This is a genomic window from Sphingobium sp. Z007 (assembly GCF_900013425.1).
Taxonomy (GTDB): Bacteria; Pseudomonadota; Alphaproteobacteria; order Sphingomonadales; family Sphingomonadaceae; genus Sphingobium.
Genome location: NZ_FBXK01000005.1, coordinates 406,861 through 423,110, shown reverse-complemented (window position 1 = coordinate 423,110; position 16,250 = coordinate 406,861). Strand labels below are relative to the sequence as shown.

The window sequence follows — 16,250 nt, the reverse complement described above, 5'->3', positions numbered from 1 at the left end:
TTTAGCCTTCCTCGCCCGGCGTCGCGGTGGCGACATCCTTGGCCCCGTCATCCTTCGCGGCGTCGTGCATCGGCTTTTCCTCGACCTGGCCCTGTGGCAGGCGCAGGACGAAGCGATCAGGATCGCGCATGTCGAATTTGACGATGCCGCGGCCGAGCAGGCGGTTGACGCCATCCATCCGTGCGAAATTCACCAAAGCACCGGCCGAATCTTTGTCGCCCTCCGGCAGGGAGAGCGTTTCCCCCGATTGAAAGCGCAGATCCCAGCGCCGGTTCCCGACCCAGGTCGCGCCCGCCAGCATGGGTTTAAGCGCCGGGGCATTTTCCATCAGGCGATTGAGGCCCGCGGTCTGGCGATTGGCGTTAGGGCCGACGACCAAAGGCAGGTCGGGCATCGCGCTGGCGGACACCGATTGCAACACCACGCCCGACACGTCGATCAGGTGCAACTGGCCGCCATGCTGCCACACGGCGACGGGATCGCGCTCGACGATGTCGACCACCAAAGTATCGGGCAGGCGGCGGGAAATGCGCGCATCCTTGACCCAGCCGAGTTTCAGCATTTCGCTGCGCACCCTGGGCAGGTCGAGCGAGAGCATGGAGCGATCTACCTGGCCCAGCGCGATATTATAGACGGGCAGTTCGTCCATCCGTTCGACGCCGCGGACCTCGACCTTGTCGACCTCGAACCCCGCGCGGGCGGCGAGATCCGCCGCCTGCTGCCGGGCCAGGCCGGGCAGGCCCATGAAGATGGCGATGGCGATGACGATCGCGCCGAAAATGCCGACGATGGCCCAGCTGGCCATGCGTTGCAGCGTCGCTTCGCTGATCGGCAGCCATTCGATCAACCGGTCGAGGCTGCTCTGGCGCTTCAAGGTGCGGCCGCGACCGCCATTCGTCGCCCTGCCCTTCGCGCTGCTCAGTCGTGCGGTGCCGCCGCGCCTGATCCGTGCCTCAGCCATGTCCGCTTCCCCCGGCGCGTGTCAGCGCTTCCTCGACAATAGTCTCCACCAGCGTGGCATAGTCAATGCCCAGCTTGGCCGCCTGTTCGGGGACGAGACTGAGCAGCGTCATGCCCGGCTGGGTATTGACCTCCAGCAGGAACAGCCCCTCTATCCCTAGCGTGTCGTCCCAGCGGAAATCGGCGCGCGACGCGCCCTTGCACCCCAGCAATTGATGGGCGCGCAGCGCAATCGCCTTGCAGGCTTCGGTGATTTCAGGCGGCAGGTCGGCGGGGCAGACATGCTCTGTCATGCCGTCGGTATATTTGGCGTCGAAATCGTAAAAGCCGCTCTTGGGGCGCAATTCGGTGACGAGCAATGCTTCGTCGCCCAGCACGGCGGTCGTCAGCTCGCGGCCGCGAATATAGGGTTCGGCCAGCAGCTGCGGGAAATCCTGCCACGGGCCGACGCTGTCGCGGCCGATGGGTTTGCCATAATTGCCCTCGGCCGTGACGATGGCGACGCCGACGGAGCTGCCTTCGTTGACGGGCTTAAGCACATAGGGGCGCGGCAGCGGGTCGGCGGTGAAGAGGCTTTCGCTGTCTACGATATGGCCGCCGGGCATGGGAATGCCGTGGGGGACGAGCGCCTGCTTCGTCAATTGCTTGTCGATCGCGATGACGGAGGTGGCGAGGCCGCTATGGGTGTAGGTGAGGCCCATCAGGTCCATCATGCCCTGCACCGTGCCATCTTCGCCGGGGACGCCATGCAGCGCGTTGAAGATGACGTCCGCCTTCGTTTCGGCCAGCCGCGCGGCGACGTTGCGGTCCATGTCGATGCGGGTGACGATGTGGCCGCGCGATTCCAGCGCCTTGGCGACGCCCTCTCCGCTAGACAGCGAAACGGGGCGTTCCGCCGACCAGCCGCCCATCAGGACGGCGACGTGCCAGGGACCACGGGTCATGCGTAACACTCCGAACTAAAACCATTCGGGCTGAGCCTGTTGAAGCCCTGCCCTTCATTTTTTGAAGAAAAAGAAGAACCCTTCGACAGGCTCAGGGCGAACGGATTAGGAGGGCAGCTCATGGGCGCACCCCAACCCGCTGAATTTCCCATTCCAGCTCGACGCCGCTCTTTTCCTTTACGCGGCGGCGGACTTCCTCGCCCAGCGCTTCGATGTCGGCGCTGGTGGCGTCGCCGCTGTTGAGCAGGAAATTGGTGTGCTTTTCGCTGACCTGCGCGCCGCCCAATTGCAGCCCGCGACACCCCGCTTCGTCCACAAGCTGCCACGCCTTGTGGCCGTCGGGGTTCTTGAAGGTCGATCCGCCGGTCTTGCTGCGCAGCGGCTGGCTCTCCTCGCGTGCGGCGGCGATCCGGTCCATTTCCGCCTGAATCGCGGCGGGTTCGCCCGGTTCGCCGCGGAACGTCGCCGACACCACGATCGCGCCGTCGGTCAGGTTGGAATGGCGGTAGGTGTAGGCAAGTTCGCGGTTGAGCAGCGTGATCTGCTCGCCCGACCGCAGCACGACCTCGCACGAGACCAAGATGTCGCGCGTCTCCCGGCCATAGGCACCGCCGTTCATCCGCACGAAGCCGCCGACCGTGCCGGGGATGGAGCGCAGAAATTCCAGCCCCGCAATCCCTGCGTCGCGCGCTGTCGAGGAGACGAGAATGCCCGACGCGCCGCCACCGCAGGTCAGCGTCGTTTCGTCCAAAGCCACAACCTTCGCGAAGGGCTTGCCCAGCCGCACGACCACGCCCGGTACGCCGCCATCGCGCACGATGAGGTTGGAGCCGAGACCGAGTGCCATCACCGGGATTTCCGGGTCGAGCATGGCTAAGAAGTCGGACAGGTCATCTGCATCCTTCGGCTCGAACAGCCACTGCGCCGTGCCACCCGCCTTGAACCAGACGAGCGGGGCCAGCGGGGCGTCGGCCTTTAGCGTGCCGCGCACCGGCGGAAGGGCGATCGTCGCGCTCAACCGCGCATCCCCCACAGGTTCATCCAATTCTTCATGGCTTTCATGCCCGCTTCATTCGCCTGGGTCGCGGCCATGCCGGTTTCGACCTGACGCTGCGCCGCCTCCACCATGTCGCGCGCAGCCTCCACGCCCTGCATCTGGGCGTCGATCATGCGCTTCTGCATCTCCAGGCCGACGGCGAACAGTTCGAACATCAGACGGCTTCCTTGACCTTGGCGGAGACGGCGGCGGCCAGCCCCGCCGCCCATTTGGTGATGTCGCCTGCGCCAAGGCAAATAACCATGTCGTCGGGCTGGATATCCGCGGCGACCAGCGAGGCCAGTTCATCCGCATCGGCGACGGTCGAGGCATGGCGATGGCCCCGGCGCTTCAGGCCGGCCACCAGCGCGGCACTGTCGACTTCCTCGATCGGCTGCTCGCCCGCGGTATAGACCGGGGCGGCATAGACGATGTCGGCGTCGTTGAACGCCTGCTGGAATTCATCCATAAGGTCGCGCAGGCGGGTGAAGCGGTGCGGCTGGACCACGGCAATGACGCGGCCCTTGGCCCCTTCGCGGGCGGCGGCGAGGACCGCCTTGATCTCGACCGGGTGGTGGCCATAATCGTCGATCACGGTGGAGGTGCCGCCGGCAACCTCGATCTGCCCGACATTGGTGAAGCGGCGCTTGACCCCGCCGAACTTGGCGAAGCCGGTCTGGATGGTCGCATCGTCGATGCCCATGTGCAGCGCCACGCCGATCGCCGCCATGGCATTGAGCACATTGTGGCGGCCGGGCATCGGCATTTCGATGCCCTCGATCTTTCGGGTCGATCCATCGCGCTCACGCACCTGGATGTCGAAGCGGTTGCCGCCGGGGAAGCTCACCACATTGTCGCCGCGGATATCGGCTTGGGCGGAGAAGCCATAGGTGACGATCCGCCGATCCTGCACGCGCGGCAAAATGGCCTGCACTTCGGGATGGTCGAGGCACAAGAGCGCCGCGCCGTAGAAGGGGACGTTGCCGACGAACTCGACAAAGGCGTCCTTCACCCGGTCGAAGCTGCCATAATGGTCGAGATGTTCGGGATCGATATTGGTTACGACCGCGATCGTGCCGTCCAGCCGCAAGAAACTGCCGTCGCTCTCGTCGGCCTCTACCACCATCCAGTCGGAGTTGCCGAGGCGCGCGTTGGAGCCATAGCTGTTGATGATCCCGCCGTTGATGACGGTGGGGTCCACCCCGCCCGCGTCCAGCAGCGCGGCGACCATCGACGTGGTGGTGGTCTTGCCATGCGTGCCCGCCACCGCAACGGTGGATTTGAGGCGCATCAGTTCGGCCAGCATTTCGGCGCGGCGGATGACGGGGACGCGGTTTTCCAGCGCCAATTCGACCTCCGGGTTGCCGCGTTTGATCGCGGTGGAGGTGACGACCACGGCCGCATCGCCCAGATTTTCCGCCTTATGGCCGATCATCACGCGGATGCCCTTGGCCCGCAGCCCCTCGACCACATAGCCTTCGGCGACGTCCGACCCTTGAACGTCATAGCCCAGATTATGCATCACCTCGGCGATGCCGGACATGCCGATGCCGCCGATGCCGATGAAATGGATCGTGCCGATGTCCGTGCCGACACCCTTCATGCGTGACATTCCTTATGGATGAAGGCGTTCGCGCTGAAAGAAGCAGAGGGCTTCGACAGGCTCAGCCCGAACGGGGAGAGGTTTGTGGTCTTCACGCCGGGACCCCAGCCAGATTGAGCGTGGTCGGCGTCGGCCCGACGCGCACCGGGTCGTTCATGATCGGGGCATGGCCGATGCTTTCGAGCAGGTCGGCCATGTCGCGCGCCGCATGGGGACGGCCGCAGCCGCGCGCGCGTTTTGCGGCATTTTGCAGCGCGCCGGGTTCCAACGCCATCTTCTGCATCTGCTTGGCGAGTTCGACCGCGGTGAAGCGCGCCTGCGTAATGGTGCGCGCGCCGCCCGCCTCGGTCATTTCCTTCGCATTGGCGGTCTGGTGATCGTCCATCGCGCTGGGCAACGGGATGAGGATCGCGGGACGGCCGGCGCAGGTCAGTTCAGCGAGCGTCGATGCCCCTGCCCGCGCGATCACCAGATGCGACCAGCCCAGTTTTTCGGGCACATCATTGAAATAGGTGGCGAGGTCGGCGGGGATTTCCATCTCCGCATAGGTCTTGCGCACGCGGTCGATATCCTCGGCCCGGCATTGCTGCGTGACTTGCAACCGGCGGCGCAGAGCGACCGGCAGCATCGACAGGCCTTCGGGCACGACACTGGACAGGATCGACGCCCCCTGGCTGCCGCCGATCACCAGCACGCGGAACACGCTTTCGTCGGTCAGCGCGGGGAAATCCTCCTCGCGCAACTGCTTGACTTCCTCGCGCACCGGATTGCCGATCAGGTGGACCTTGGCCGCATAGGCATCCTTCAAGCGTTCAACATCGGGATAGGCGGTGGCGATGGCGTCGACGCGGCCGGCGAGCAGACGGTTGACCCGGCCCAGCACGGCATTTTGCTCATGGATGGCGGTCGGGATGCCATCGGCCAATGCGCCTAGCAGCGCGGGCATGGCGGGATAGCCGCCGAAGCCGACGACGGCGGTGGGGCGGAAGGTTTCGTTGAGGCGGCGGGACATGGCGCGGCCCGCCAGGATCGCTTTCAAGGCGCCGGGCCAGCTGGTCGGATTCTTGGTCATGCGGCCGGCGGGCATGATGTGGACCTGCGCCCGATTGTCCGGCGCCTTGTCAAAGATGCCGGGGATCTTCGCCCCGCGCTCATCGGTGACGAGCGCGACATGATGCCCCCGCGCCATCAGCTCTTCGGCCACGGCGTGCGCTGGAATCATATGACCCCCCGTCCCGCCGGCGGCGAGGACGAAGTGACGGGAAATGCTCATCGACCACTCCATTTGACCACGGTATGCCGGCCCATGAAGGGATTGCGCCGGGTGAAGGCGAGCAACAGGCCGACCCCGATGCAGAGCGCCAGCATAGAGGAGCCGCCATAGCTGATAAAGGGCAGCGTCATACCCTTTGACGGAAATATCTGCGCATTGACGCCCATGTTAATGATCGCCTGCAACCCGAACTGGGTGGTGAGGCCCGCCGCGGCGAGGATGGTGAACACATCTTCCTCATCCAGCAGGCGCAGCAGTACGCGCACGACGATGGCGAGATAGACACAGGCGATGGCGATGCAGGCGAGCAGGCCGAACTCCTCGCCGATTACCGAGAAGATATAGTCGGTATGCGCTTCGGGCAGGCGGAACTTGTTCTGGCCGCCGCCCGGCCCAACGCCGGTAAAGCCGCCATGGGAAATGGTGCGGAAGGCAAGGTCGGTCTGGTCCGGGCCGGCGTCGAGCTGGACGCCGATGCCCAGAAAGTCGTTCACGCGCTGGCGGCCATTTTCATAGAACATATAGACCGCGACCAGCCCGGCCAGCGCGACCCCGGCCATGCCGCCGATGAAGCGCATCGACACGCCGGACAGGAGCAGCAATACGCCAAGACAGGCGGCGAAGATGACGGTCTGGCCGAAATCGGGCTGGCGCATCAGGATGATCGCGATCAGGCCAGTGACGCAGAAACTCAAGGGCACGACCGGCAGGGTCATGTCCTTGGCGCGCAAAGACAGCAGCCAGGCGAGCGCCACCACATAGACGGGTTTGAGGAACTCCGACGGCTGGAAACGGAAGCCGGGCAGGTCGATCCAGCGCTTCGCGCCGTTCACGGTCGATCCCAATATCGGCACGCACAGGAGCATGACGAAGAAGAAGGCGCAGCCGAAAATCGCCAGCCGCCGCGCCTGCGGCCGGGGCAGCATGGATATGACGAGCATGATCGGTAGGCCGATGAACACCCACATCAGCTGCCGCCAGAAATAGATGAGCGGGTTGACGGCGATCTGCGCCGTCGATCGGTCGATCGCGGCGACAGGCGAGGCGGCGGCCACGGCGACCAGGCCGATCGCCATCAGCGTGACGATCAGCGACAGGAGAACACGGTCGATCTCCCAAAACCAGATGGCGAGCGCGGTGCGTTCGCGCGGCACGGTGCGGGTGCGGAACCCCTTCACCAATTCGCCTGCTCTGGACATGCCTGTTCCCCTTTTGCTCATCGTCGCCCCGGAGCCTTAATCGAGCGCCGCGACGGCGGCGACGAAGGCATCGCCGCGCGCCTCGAAATCGCGAAACTGGTCGAAACTGGCGCAGGCGGGCGACAACAGCACCACGTCGCCCGGCTGCGCGATGCGCGCGGCGCGGCGGACGGCGGCGCTTAGCATCTCACTGTCGTCCACAGCCATATGGGCGCGCAGCAGATCGGCGAACATATGCCCCGCTTCGCCGATGGTGTAAGCGTGGGCGACATTGGCGAAATGGGGGACGCATTCGTCCAGATTATCGGACTTGGCGACGCCGCCCAAGATCCAGTGGATGCGAGGCTTGCCGTCCTTCGAGGGCCAAGCGGCGAGCGCGGGCGCGGTGGAGGCGGCGTTGGTCGCCTTGCTGTCGTTGACGTAGAGGACGCCGCTGCGGGTTGCGACCGCCTGCATCCGGTGGGGGAGCGAGGCGTAGCTGGCGAGGGCGTTGGCAATGGTGTCGGCGTCGACGCCCAGCGCTTTTGTGACAGCGATGGCGATAGCTGCATTTTGGGCGTTGTGCGGGCCTTGCAGGGCCGGCCAGGTCAGTTGGGCGGCAGGGTCGATGTCGGAGGCGTGAACCACCCCCCAGTGAGGTTTCTGTCCACGACGCTGCCATTCCGAAGCTGCTATCTTTCGTGTGGCTTCGTCATCTGCCGCGAAAACCGCACACTGGTCCGCCGACTGCATCGCAAACAATCGCGCCTTCGAAGCGACATAGCCCGCGAACCCATCATACCGATCCAGATGATCCGGCGTGATGTTGAGCAGCACCGCGACGTCGCAGTCGAGGCTATGCGTCACGTCGATCTGGTAGCTGGACAGTTCCAGCACATAGACGCCGACGCCGTGCAGGTTCGGTTCCAGCGGCGGCTGGCTGAGGATCGGCAGGCCGATGTTGCCGCCCATGACCGTCGGGTAACCCGCCTGCTCGATGATGTGATGGATCAGCGCAGTCGTGGTGGACTTGCCATTGGTGCCGGTGATGCCGACGACCTTGTGCGGTGGCAGCGTCGGGCGGGCGAGCGCGAACAGTTCGATGTCGCCGATGATCGGCACACCGGCGATCTTGGCGCGCATGGTGATAGGATGGCGGTTCAATGGCACGCCCGGCGACACGACGATGCCGTCGAAACCGCTGAGGTCGATCTCCATTGGATCGCCCAGTTCCGCCTTGCCCTCAACCAAGGCGCGCGCTTCTTCGCGGCTATCCCAGGCGACGACGCGCGCGCCGCTGGCGACCAGCGTGGCGACCGTAGCGAGGCCGGATCGCGCCAGCCCCAATACGGCGTAGGTCTTGCCTGCGAAGGCGCTGGAGACGATCATCGCAGTTTCAACGTGGCAAGACCGGCGAGCGCCAGCACGAAGGCGATGATCCAGAAGCGGATAACCACGGTCGGTTCGGCCCAGCCCAATTGCTCGAAATGATGGTGGATCGGCGCCATCTTGAACACGCGCCTGCCGGTGCGTTTGTAGAAGAAAACCTGGATGATGACGCTGAGCGCCTCCACGACGAACAGCCCGCCGATGATGCCCAGCACGATTTCATGATGGGCGGTGACCGCGATCACGCCGATCGTCCCGCCCAGCGCGAGGCTGCCGGTATCGCCCATGAAGACGGCGGCGGGCGGCGCGTTGAACCAGAGGAAGGCCAGGCCCGCACCGATGATCGCGCCGCACAGGATCGTCAGATTGCCCGCGCCCGGCACATGGGGGATGCCCAGATATTCGGCAAAGTCGGCGCGGCCGACCAGATAGACGATCAGCATGAAGGCGAGGCTGGCGATGATGACCGGCATGGTGGCGAGGCCGTCGAGGCCGTCGGTCAGGTTCACCGCATTGCCGAACGCGACGATGACGAAGGCGGCAAAGCAGAAGTAGAACGGCCCCAGTTCGATCGCCGGGCCATTGTAGAAGGGCACATAGAGCGCGGTATTGCCATGCTGGTTGACGATCATCCAAGCGGCGAAACCGGCGATCAGAAATTCGAACAGCAGGCGCATCTTGCCCGACAGCCCCTTGTGGCTGGCCTTGGTCACCTTGTCATAATCGTCCAGGAAGCCGATCGCGCCGAAGCCCAGCGTCACGAACAGGCAGGCCCAGACATAGGTGGACGACAGGTCCATCCACAGCAGCACTGAAATGACCATGGAGGTCAGGATCATAAGGCCGCCCATGGTCGGCGTGCCGCGCTTGGCCAGATGCGTCTGCGGACCGTCGTCGCGGATCGGCTGGCCCTTCCCCTGGCGGACGCGCAGCCAGCCGATGAATTTGGGGCCGATCACCAGGCCGATGATGAGCGAGGTGAAGATCGCCGCGCCCGCGCGGAAGGACAGATAGCGGATGAGGTTGAACACCCCCGCAAAATCCATGGTCTGGGCCAGCCAGTAGAGCATCAGTTCGTCTTTCCTTCGCGGGCGGCTTCGCCAAGGGCGGCGACCAGGCGGGAGAGGCCCACGCCGTTCGAACCCTTGACCAATATCGCGTCGCCCGCGCGCATTTCGGCTTGAATAAGGGGGATGGCGGCCGCCGTATCGGCGACATGGACATGCGGAATAGTGTTGCCAAGCGCGTCGGCCAGCGGCGCCATCTCCGCGCCGACCAATATGGCATAATCGACCCGGCCCGCCCCCAGCGCCTCGACAAGGCCGGCGTGGAGTTCGACGCTGCGCTCGCCCAGTTCGCGCATCCCGCCCAATATGGCGATGCGCCGGTCGGCCTTTTCGCGGCCCAGTTGCGTCAACGTTGCGGTCATGGACAGCGGATTGGCGTTGTAGCTTTCATCGATCAGCAGCGCTTGCCCGCCGGCCACAGGCAGGATGCGCCGCTCACCCCGGCCCGGCAGGCCCGGCATTTCGGCGAGCGCCAGGCCCGCTGCGGCCAGATCCCCGCCCACCGCATCGACTGCGGCCAGCACCGCGAGCGCGTTCGACACCCAATGGTCGCCCGGCGCAGCCACGGTGAAGCAGAGTTCCGCGTCGGGCAGGGTCGCGGTGACCAGCGTACCGCCGCCCGGCGCAGGCACGGCTTCGCGGGCGCAGATATCCGCCTGGGGACTGGTGCCAAAGGTCAGGATGCGGGCAGCGTGCCGTTCCGCCTTGTTGTAGAGCAGCGTCACATGCGGGCTGTCATAGGGGATGATCGCGGTGCCGCCGGGTTGCAGCCCCTCGAAAATCTCCGCCTTGGCCTCGGCGATCTTCGCTTCCGTGCCGAAAAATTCGATATGGGCTGGCGCGATCGCGGTGACGATCGCAACGTCGGGGCGGACCTGCCGGGTCAACGCCGCCAGTTCGCCCGCATGGTTCATGCCCATTTCGAACACGCCATAAGCCGACCCGCGCGGCATCCGGGCGAGGCTAAGCGGCACGCCGACATGGTTGTTGTAGCTTTTGACCGAGCGGTGCACCTGCCCCTGCGCGGCGCGGTCCAGCGCCTGAAACAGCGCTTCCTTCGTGCCGGTCTTGCCGACCGATCCGGTGACGCCGATCACCTTGCCATCCATGCGCTTGCGCGATGCTTTGCCCAATGCTTCGAGCGCGGCGGCGCTATCGGGGACCAGGATGTGGGGATGGGCGACGGGTTCGCTGACGATCGCCCCGGCCGCGCCCTGCCCGAACGCCTTGTCGACAAATTTATGGCCGTCGGTCGTATCGCCCTTCATCGCGACGAACAGGTCGCCCTGCCCCACTTCGCGGCTGTCGAAAGCGACGCCCGAAACGGCGAACGGCGCCGACGCGGCGCCGCCTGTGGCCTCAGCGATTTGCGTCGAGGTCCAGAGATCTGGCATCAATCCAACGCTCCAGAAACAAAACACCGTTCGGGCTGAGCCTGTCGAAGCCCTTTCCTTCCTTGAAGAAAAGAAAAGCCCTTCGACAGGCTCAGGGCGAACGGATTTGAACACATATTTTGCATCAACCCGCGCACTCCCGCGCGACGGTGACGTCGTCAAAGGGCAGCACGCGGTCGCCGATGATCTGGCCCTGCTCATGGCCCTTGCCCGCCAGCAGCACGATATCGTCCGGCCCGGCCAGCGCGATCGCAGCGGCGATCGCGGCGCGGCGGCCGCCGATTTCCTCCGCGCCTGGCGCACCCGCCAGCACGGCGGCGCGGATCGCCGAAGGCTCCTCCGAACGCGGATTATCGTCGGTGACGATGACATGGTCGGACAATTCCGCCGCGACCTTGCCCATCAGCGGGCGCTTGCCCGCATCGCGATCGCCGCCTGCGCCGAACAGGGTGATGAGCCGCCCTTTGGTATGCGGGCGCAGCGCCTCGATCGCGGCTTTCAGGCCGTCAGGGGTATGGGCATAATCGACATAGACGGGCGCGCCCGCCTTGCTGATGACGGCGCGCTCCAGCCGCCCACGCACCGGCTGGACCCGGCCGAGCAGTTCTAACACCTTGGCCGTGTCTCCGCCGGTCGCGATAACGAGTCCGGCGGCGGTCAGAGCGTTGGCGGCCTGATAGGCACCAATCAGCGGCAGGTTGACCTTGTAGAGCTTTCCTTCCGCCTCGATCTCCAGCGTCTGGCCCAAATGGGTCGGGGAGCGGTTGACCAGGCGCAGCGCGTCGCCTTGCGCGCCGATGGTCAGCAGGCGCAGGCCGCGCGTCTGCACCCGGTCGATAACCTTGGCGGACCAGGCGTCGTCGGCCCAGACGACCGCCGCGCCGTCCGCCGATACGACCTCATCGAACAGCCGCATCTTGGCGTCGAAATAGGTCTCCATGTCGCCATGATAGTCGAGATGGTCGCGTGACAGGTTGGTGAACGCGCCCGCGATCACCGGCAGCCCTTCGGTGCGATATTGGTCGAGGCCATGGCTCGACGCCTCGAACGCGGCATGGGTGATGCCCTCACGGCGCAAGCCCGACATATTGGCCAGGAAAGTGACGATATCCGGCGTGGTCAGCCCGGTCGACACCTGATCGACCGCCGTGGTAACACCCAGCGTGCCGATCGACGCGGACTTATGCCCCATCATCCGCCAGAGCTGACGGACGAGTTCGACCGTGCTGGTCTTGCCATTGGTGCCGGTGACGGCGACGGTCACGTCCGGGAAGGGCGCGAAATAGCGGGCCGCCATCAGCGCCAGCAGGCGACGGGGATTGGCGTGGGCGATGTGGATCGCGCCCTCGACCTTCGCTTCCGGCCGGGCGACCACGGCGAGTGCGCCTGCCTTGACGGCGTCGGCGATATAATCCTCGCCATTGACGCGCAGGCCCTGGAACGCGCCGAAAACGGTGCCCGGCGCGACCTTGCGATTGTCGATGGCGAAACCGGTCACGGACGAATCAAGGCCGGTTTTGTCTCCGACCTCGACATCCAGCCCCTCGATAAGCGAGCCGAGGCGCATCATTCTTTCTCCTTGTCGCCGTGCAGCAGCGGCATCAGGTCGGAAATATCGACGTCGCGGCTTTCGTCCGGTAGCACGCCCAGCATCGGGCCGGTCCGCTCCACCACCCGCTTGACCACGGGCGCGGCGGTCCAGGCGGCCGTGCGCAGGCCATATTGGCCCGTCGCCTCGTCCATGATCGCGACGACGACGTAGCGGGGATTGTCCATCGGGAAGGCAGAAGCGAAAGTCGTCACCAGCGAAGTCTTGTTATAGCGCCCCTCTTGAGGCTTTTCGGCCGAACCCGTCTTGCCGCCCACCCGGAATCCCTTGGCGTCGGCGCTACGCCCTGTACCCGCCGACACGATCATCCGCAACAGTTGCCGCATCCGTGCGCTGGTGGCGGCGGAAAAGACGCGGCGGCCTTCGGGCACTTCGTCGGCGCTCAGCTTGCGCACGGTTGCCGGACGCCAGATGCCGCCATTGACCAAGGCGGCATAGGCGGCCGCCAGATGCAGCGGCGTGACCGCGATGCCATGGCCGTAGGAGGTGGTCATGCTTGTGATCCGGCCCCAGCTGGACGGCCAGATGCCCTTGGCGCGCTCGTTAAACTCGATCGGTGCGCGCTGGTCGAAATCCAGGCTGCGGAACATTTTTTGCAGCGGCGCAGCGCCCATTTCGTCGGCGATCCGCGCCGTGCCGATGTTGGAGCTGTGGACCAGGATTTCGGGCACGTTGATCCAGCGGCCCATGGCATGGTCGTCCTTGATGCGGAAACCGGCGACGGCGAGCGGCGCGGTGGCGTCATAGCGCTTGCTCATCGACGTGACGACGCCCGCGTCCATGGCCGCGGCGATCGCCAGCGGCTTGAATGAGGAACCCATTTCGTAGCGCGCCTGCACCATATGGTTGCACAGCGGCGACTGGCTGCACGTTTTGCCCGCGTAATTTTGCAGCTTGTTGGGATCGAAGACGGGAATCGAGGCCATGGCGATGATCTCGCCGGTATTGGCGTCCATGATGACGCCGCCTGCGCCCTTGGCCCGCGTCTGCACCAGCTGGGCATAGAGTTCGCTTTCCAGCGCGCCTTGCACCCGGCTGTCGATCGACACGGCGAAGGGCTTCCCGCGTTGCGCCGCGTCGATCAGCCGGTCGTTGAACGCCGCCTCCACGCCCATGCCGCCGACACCTGCGGAGTCGGGCGCGAAGCCAAGCACATGCGCGGCGAGCGTGCGTTGGGGATAAAGCCGCTCCTTCTCACGGGGAAATTCGATGCCGATCTCACCCAGCGCGTTCACCGCCGCCACCTGTTCGGGCAGCGCACGGCGGCGCAGATAGGCCCAGCCGCGCCCACGCAGCTTCTTGTAGAAGGCGGCTTCAGGTTCGTCGGGGAAAATTTCGTGCAGCTTGCGCGCCAGTTCGGCCGGATCGCCGATCAGCTTGGATGGGCGCACTGCGACCGAGTAGGCGTCCATCGTGCGCGCCAGAGGCACGCCGTTGCGATCCACGATGTCGGCGCGGGCGGGCAGGAAGGCGGACAGGGCGCCATCGCCCGTCGTCCCCGGCGCAAAAATGCCAACCCAGGCGAGTCGGCCGATCAGGATGGCGGTGATGGCCAGAAACAGGATCAGCAGCAACATCAACCGGTTGTGGGCGATGGCGGTCAGGTTGAGCCGCGCTCGCCCTGCCCGCTCGCCGCCGGGCTGCACAATGATCGTGGCCATCAGTTCGCCCCCTTCTTGCGCTCGCGCGCGGCTTTGGCGGACAGATCGCCCAGCGTGCTGTCGTCCAGCAGCTTGGCGTCGAGCATCGCCATCCGTTCCGCCTTGCGCGCGATCGGATTGGGTTTGCTGACGTCGGCATCGGCCTTTGCCTGCTGCGCCGAGGTGCGGGGCGCGGGCTTGGGCAGTTTGTCGACGACGTCGGCGGCATGGGCCTCCCGAATCACGGCGATGTCGCTGCGGATCTGGGTCGCGGCCGGGCTTTCGGGGGCCTTTTGCGGGGCGGACGGCAGGTCGGCGGGGGTTTCGACCATGGCCACCATCACCGGCGGGGCAACATAGTCGGGACCGTTGGGCTGAATGCCGTCCAGATGCGCCAGCGCCCGTTCGCCGCCCAGATATTGCTGGGCGCTGGGCGTCGCATACAAGAAGTCATGCTGGTTCCAGCTTTCGAGCTGACGCATTGAGGCGCGCGCGCTGAATTCCGTCTCCAGATAGCGGATATCGCCCTTCGCCTGCGCGATCTGCCAGCGCACCTTCATCAGCTCGTTGCGCTCGGTCGCGACCTTGAGCGACACCATATAGGCCCCCAGCGCGCCCAGTGCGACCAGGATCACCCAGATCAGGCTCTGCAACCTCTTAACGGCGATCATGCGTTGGCACTCCGAATGGAAGCGGGGGCAGAGGTGCGGATGGCGGCACGCAAGGTGGCGGATCGGGCGCGGGGGTTGCGCGCCAGTTCGGCGTCCCCCGCACGCACCGGCTTGGCGGGCTTGGCGAAGGTCGGCTGCGGTCCGGCGGCGCGTTCGGGCAGATGCCTGGACCCTGATCCCTCGCCGCCGCTGCGATTGCGCAGGAACTGCTTGACGATGCGGTCCTCCAGGCTGTGGAAGGTGACGATGGCCAGGCGACCGCCCTCCTCCAGCAGCGTCTCGGCCGCGTCCAGCGCCCGCTCCAGCTCTTCCAGTTCCTGGTTCACATGGATGCGGATCGCCTGAAAGGTGCGGGTCGCCGGGTCTTTCTTGTCATGCGGCTTGTGGCCCAGCGCGCGGCGGACCACGGCGGCCAACTGGGCGGTGCGCTCCAGCGGGCGCGCCTCCACGATGGCGCGGGCGACGCGGCGCGAGCGCGGCTCGTCACCATAGCGGTAGATGACGTTGGCGATATCCTCTTCCGACGCGCTATTCAGGAAATCGGCCGCGTTCATGCCGTCCTGGCTCATCGTCATGTCGAGCGGGCCGTCGGCCTGGAAGGAAAAGCCGCGGTCGGCGCGGTCGAGCTGCATCGAGGAGACGCCGATATCGAGCGTGATGCCCGACACCTTGGCGATGCCGCGGTCGGCCAGCAATTCGACCATGCGGGAAAATTCGCCCGCGATCAGCGTAATGCCATGGACGTCCGCGACCGCCTGCCCTTCGCGGATCGCATCGGGGTCGCGATCGAAGGCGAAGACCTGCGCGCCTGCACCGGCCATGGCGCTGCTATAGCCGCCCGCGCCGAACGTGCCATCGACATGGATCTCGCCAGGGGTGATGGCGAGGGCGTCGAGCACTTCGGCAAGGAGGACGGGGATATGAGGCGCATCGTTCACTTGGCCACCCCTTCCGCCCGCGCGTCGATCCAGCGACGCACCTTGTTGCGGATCAGGGCGGGGCGATCGGGGCTTTCGATCAACGCTTCGGGCTTCCAGACCTGAAAATAACGGCCAACGCCATAGAAGAAGATCGCGTCGGTGATGCCGGCTTCATCCTTGATATCGGGGTGCAGGAAGAAGCGACCGGCATCGTCGAAATTCACGTCTTCGATCGTGCCCAGGCGATTTTCGCGTTCCAGATCGGCGTTGAAATCGCGCCCGGCCTCATAGGCTTGACGCTCCAGCTTCTCGACCTCGTCGAACAGGAACTGCTTGTGCGACAGGCCAAAGCCGGTGGCGCAGCCATTGTCCATGTGGATCGACAGGCACAGGCGATTCTGCCCGCCGCTGGCCTGAGTCACTAGCTTGCGCATCTCAAGGGGCAGCACGAAACGGCCCTTGCCGTCCGCGACGCTGAACGCGTTGCCCGTATAGAGAATGACATCCGACACGCTGGCGACTGGCCCCTTATTTTCGGGGCACAGGCCGCCTGTCGCCGGAATCAC

15 protein-coding genes are annotated in these 16,250 nt (G+C 65.5%); all 15 read right to left on the bottom strand.

The features are described 5' to 3' along the window. Position 1 precedes the first annotated feature (1 nt). The 15 genes from CEQ44_RS09985 to CEQ44_RS09915 all read right to left on the bottom strand — a co-directional run bounded on the left by CEQ44_RS09985 (position 2) and on the right by CEQ44_RS09915 (position 16,196). Positions 2-961: a cell division protein FtsQ/DivIB gene (locus tag CEQ44_RS09985; RefSeq protein WP_088184764.1), complete on the bottom strand. Its 960-nt coding sequence runs from the start codon at positions 959-961 to the stop codon at positions 2-4. Beyond that, positions 954-1,904 (bottom strand): D-alanine--D-alanine ligase, encoded by a 951-nt coding sequence (locus tag CEQ44_RS09980; RefSeq protein ID WP_088184763.1) that lies wholly within the window; start codon positions 1,902-1,904, stop codon positions 954-956. The genes CEQ44_RS09985 and CEQ44_RS09980 overlap by 8 nt, the downstream gene beginning before the upstream one ends. A 118-nt stretch (positions 1,905-2,022) precedes the next feature. Continuing rightward, positions 2,023-2,937 carry a UDP-N-acetylmuramate dehydrogenase gene (gene murB / locus CEQ44_RS09975; protein ID WP_088184762.1) on the bottom strand — a complete coding sequence of 305 codons (915 nt, stop codon included), beginning with the start codon at positions 2,935-2,937 and terminating at the stop codon, positions 2,023-2,025. Beyond that, complete coding sequence (locus tag CEQ44_RS09970) at positions 2,919-3,116, bottom strand: hypothetical protein (RefSeq protein WP_088184761.1); 198 nt, start codon at positions 3,114-3,116, stop codon at positions 2,919-2,921. Before CEQ44_RS09970 ends, murB begins: the two co-directional genes overlap by 19 nt. Continuing rightward, positions 3,116-4,543 (bottom strand): UDP-N-acetylmuramate--L-alanine ligase, encoded by a 1,428-nt coding sequence (murC, locus tag CEQ44_RS09965; RefSeq protein ID WP_088184760.1) that lies wholly within the window; start codon positions 4,541-4,543, stop codon positions 3,116-3,118. Before murC ends, CEQ44_RS09970 begins: the two co-directional genes overlap by 1 nt. A gap of 91 nt (positions 4,544-4,634) precedes the next feature. Further along, positions 4,635-5,816, bottom strand: a complete 1,182-nt coding sequence (gene murG / locus CEQ44_RS09960; protein ID WP_088184759.1) for an undecaprenyldiphospho-muramoylpentapeptide beta-N-acetylglucosaminyltransferase — start codon at positions 5,814-5,816, stop codon at positions 4,635-4,637. Further along, the gene (locus CEQ44_RS09955; protein WP_088184758.1) at positions 5,813-7,015 is read right to left on the bottom strand and encodes an FtsW/RodA/SpoVE family cell cycle protein; all 1,203 of its coding nucleotides are present in this window, start codon (positions 7,013-7,015) and stop codon (positions 5,813-5,815) included. Before CEQ44_RS09955 ends, murG begins: the two co-directional genes overlap by 4 nt. 36 nt (positions 7,016-7,051) lie before the next feature. Beyond that, on the bottom strand, positions 7,052-8,383 hold the full coding sequence (murD, locus tag CEQ44_RS09950; protein ID WP_088184757.1) for a UDP-N-acetylmuramoyl-L-alanine--D-glutamate ligase: 1,332 nt from the start codon (positions 8,381-8,383) through the stop codon (positions 7,052-7,054). Beyond that, positions 8,380-9,453: a phospho-N-acetylmuramoyl-pentapeptide-transferase gene (gene mraY, locus CEQ44_RS09945; protein WP_088184756.1), complete on the bottom strand. Its 1,074-nt coding sequence runs from the start codon at positions 9,451-9,453 to the stop codon at positions 8,380-8,382. The genes murD and mraY overlap by 4 nt, the downstream gene beginning before the upstream one ends. Beyond that, the gene (gene murF / locus CEQ44_RS09940) at positions 9,453-10,844 is read right to left on the bottom strand and encodes a UDP-N-acetylmuramoyl-tripeptide--D-alanyl-D-alanine ligase (protein WP_088184755.1); all 1,392 of its coding nucleotides are present in this window, start codon (positions 10,842-10,844) and stop codon (positions 9,453-9,455) included. The genes mraY and murF overlap by 1 nt, the downstream gene beginning before the upstream one ends. A 124-nt stretch (positions 10,845-10,968) precedes the next feature. Continuing rightward, positions 10,969-12,411 (bottom strand): UDP-N-acetylmuramoyl-L-alanyl-D-glutamate--2,6-diaminopimelate ligase, encoded by a 1,443-nt coding sequence (locus CEQ44_RS09935; RefSeq protein ID WP_088184783.1) that lies wholly within the window; start codon positions 12,409-12,411, stop codon positions 10,969-10,971. Further along, positions 12,411-14,114 carry a penicillin-binding protein 2 gene (locus CEQ44_RS09930; protein WP_088184754.1) on the bottom strand — a complete coding sequence of 568 codons (1,704 nt, stop codon included), beginning with the start codon at positions 14,112-14,114 and terminating at the stop codon, positions 12,411-12,413. Before CEQ44_RS09930 ends, CEQ44_RS09935 begins: the two co-directional genes overlap by 1 nt. Further along, entirely contained in the window at positions 14,114-14,764 is a 651-nt protein-coding gene (locus CEQ44_RS09925) for a colicin transporter (protein ID WP_088184753.1), read from the bottom strand. Before CEQ44_RS09925 ends, CEQ44_RS09930 begins: the two co-directional genes overlap by 1 nt. Next, positions 14,761-15,702, bottom strand: coding sequence for a 16S rRNA (cytosine(1402)-N(4))-methyltransferase RsmH (gene rsmH, locus CEQ44_RS09920; RefSeq protein WP_088184752.1), 942 nt, complete (start codon positions 15,700-15,702; stop codon positions 14,761-14,763). The genes CEQ44_RS09925 and rsmH overlap by 4 nt, the downstream gene beginning before the upstream one ends. Then, positions 15,699-16,196: a division/cell wall cluster transcriptional repressor MraZ gene (locus CEQ44_RS09915; protein ID WP_088184782.1), complete on the bottom strand. Its 498-nt coding sequence runs from the start codon at positions 16,194-16,196 to the stop codon at positions 15,699-15,701. The genes rsmH and CEQ44_RS09915 overlap by 4 nt, the downstream gene beginning before the upstream one ends. Positions 16,197-16,250: the final 54 nt, after the last annotated feature.

Excerpts from the sequence above, each read along its gene's own strand:
- CEQ44_RS09985 (WP_088184764.1), bottom strand. The coding sequence starts at position 961 with ATGGCTGAGGCACGGATCAGGCGCGGCGGCACCGCACGACTGAGCAGC.
- CEQ44_RS09980 (WP_088184763.1), bottom strand. The coding sequence starts at position 1,904 with ATGACCCGTGGTCCCTGGCACGTCGCCGTCCTGATGGGCGGCTGGTCG.
- CEQ44_RS09970 (WP_088184761.1), bottom strand. The coding sequence starts at position 3,116 with ATGTTCGAACTGTTCGCCGTCGGCCTGGAGATGCAGAAGCGCATGATC.
- murC (WP_088184760.1), bottom strand. The coding sequence starts at position 4,543 with ATGAAGGGTGTCGGCACGGACATCGGCACGATCCATTTCATCGGCATC.
- murG (WP_088184759.1), bottom strand. The coding sequence starts at position 5,816 with ATGAGCATTTCCCGTCACTTCGTCCTCGCCGCCGGCGGGACGGGGGGT.
- CEQ44_RS09955 (WP_088184758.1), bottom strand. The coding sequence starts at position 7,015 with ATGTCCAGAGCAGGCGAATTGGTGAAGGGGTTCCGCACCCGCACCGTG.
- murD (WP_088184757.1), bottom strand. The coding sequence starts at position 8,383 with ATGATCGTCTCCAGCGCCTTCGCAGGCAAGACCTACGCCGTATTGGGG.
- mraY (WP_088184756.1), bottom strand. The coding sequence starts at position 9,453 with ATGCTCTACTGGCTGGCCCAGACCATGGATTTTGCGGGGGTGTTCAAC.
- murF (WP_088184755.1), bottom strand. The coding sequence starts at position 10,844 with ATGCCAGATCTCTGGACCTCGACGCAAATCGCTGAGGCCACAGGCGGC.
- CEQ44_RS09935 (WP_088184783.1), bottom strand. The coding sequence starts at position 12,411 with ATGCGCCTCGGCTCGCTTATCGAGGGGCTGGATGTCGAGGTCGGAGAC.
- CEQ44_RS09930 (WP_088184754.1), bottom strand. The coding sequence starts at position 14,114 with ATGGCCACGATCATTGTGCAGCCCGGCGGCGAGCGGGCAGGGCGAGCG.
- CEQ44_RS09925 (WP_088184753.1), bottom strand. The coding sequence starts at position 14,764 with ATGATCGCCGTTAAGAGGTTGCAGAGCCTGATCTGGGTGATCCTGGTC.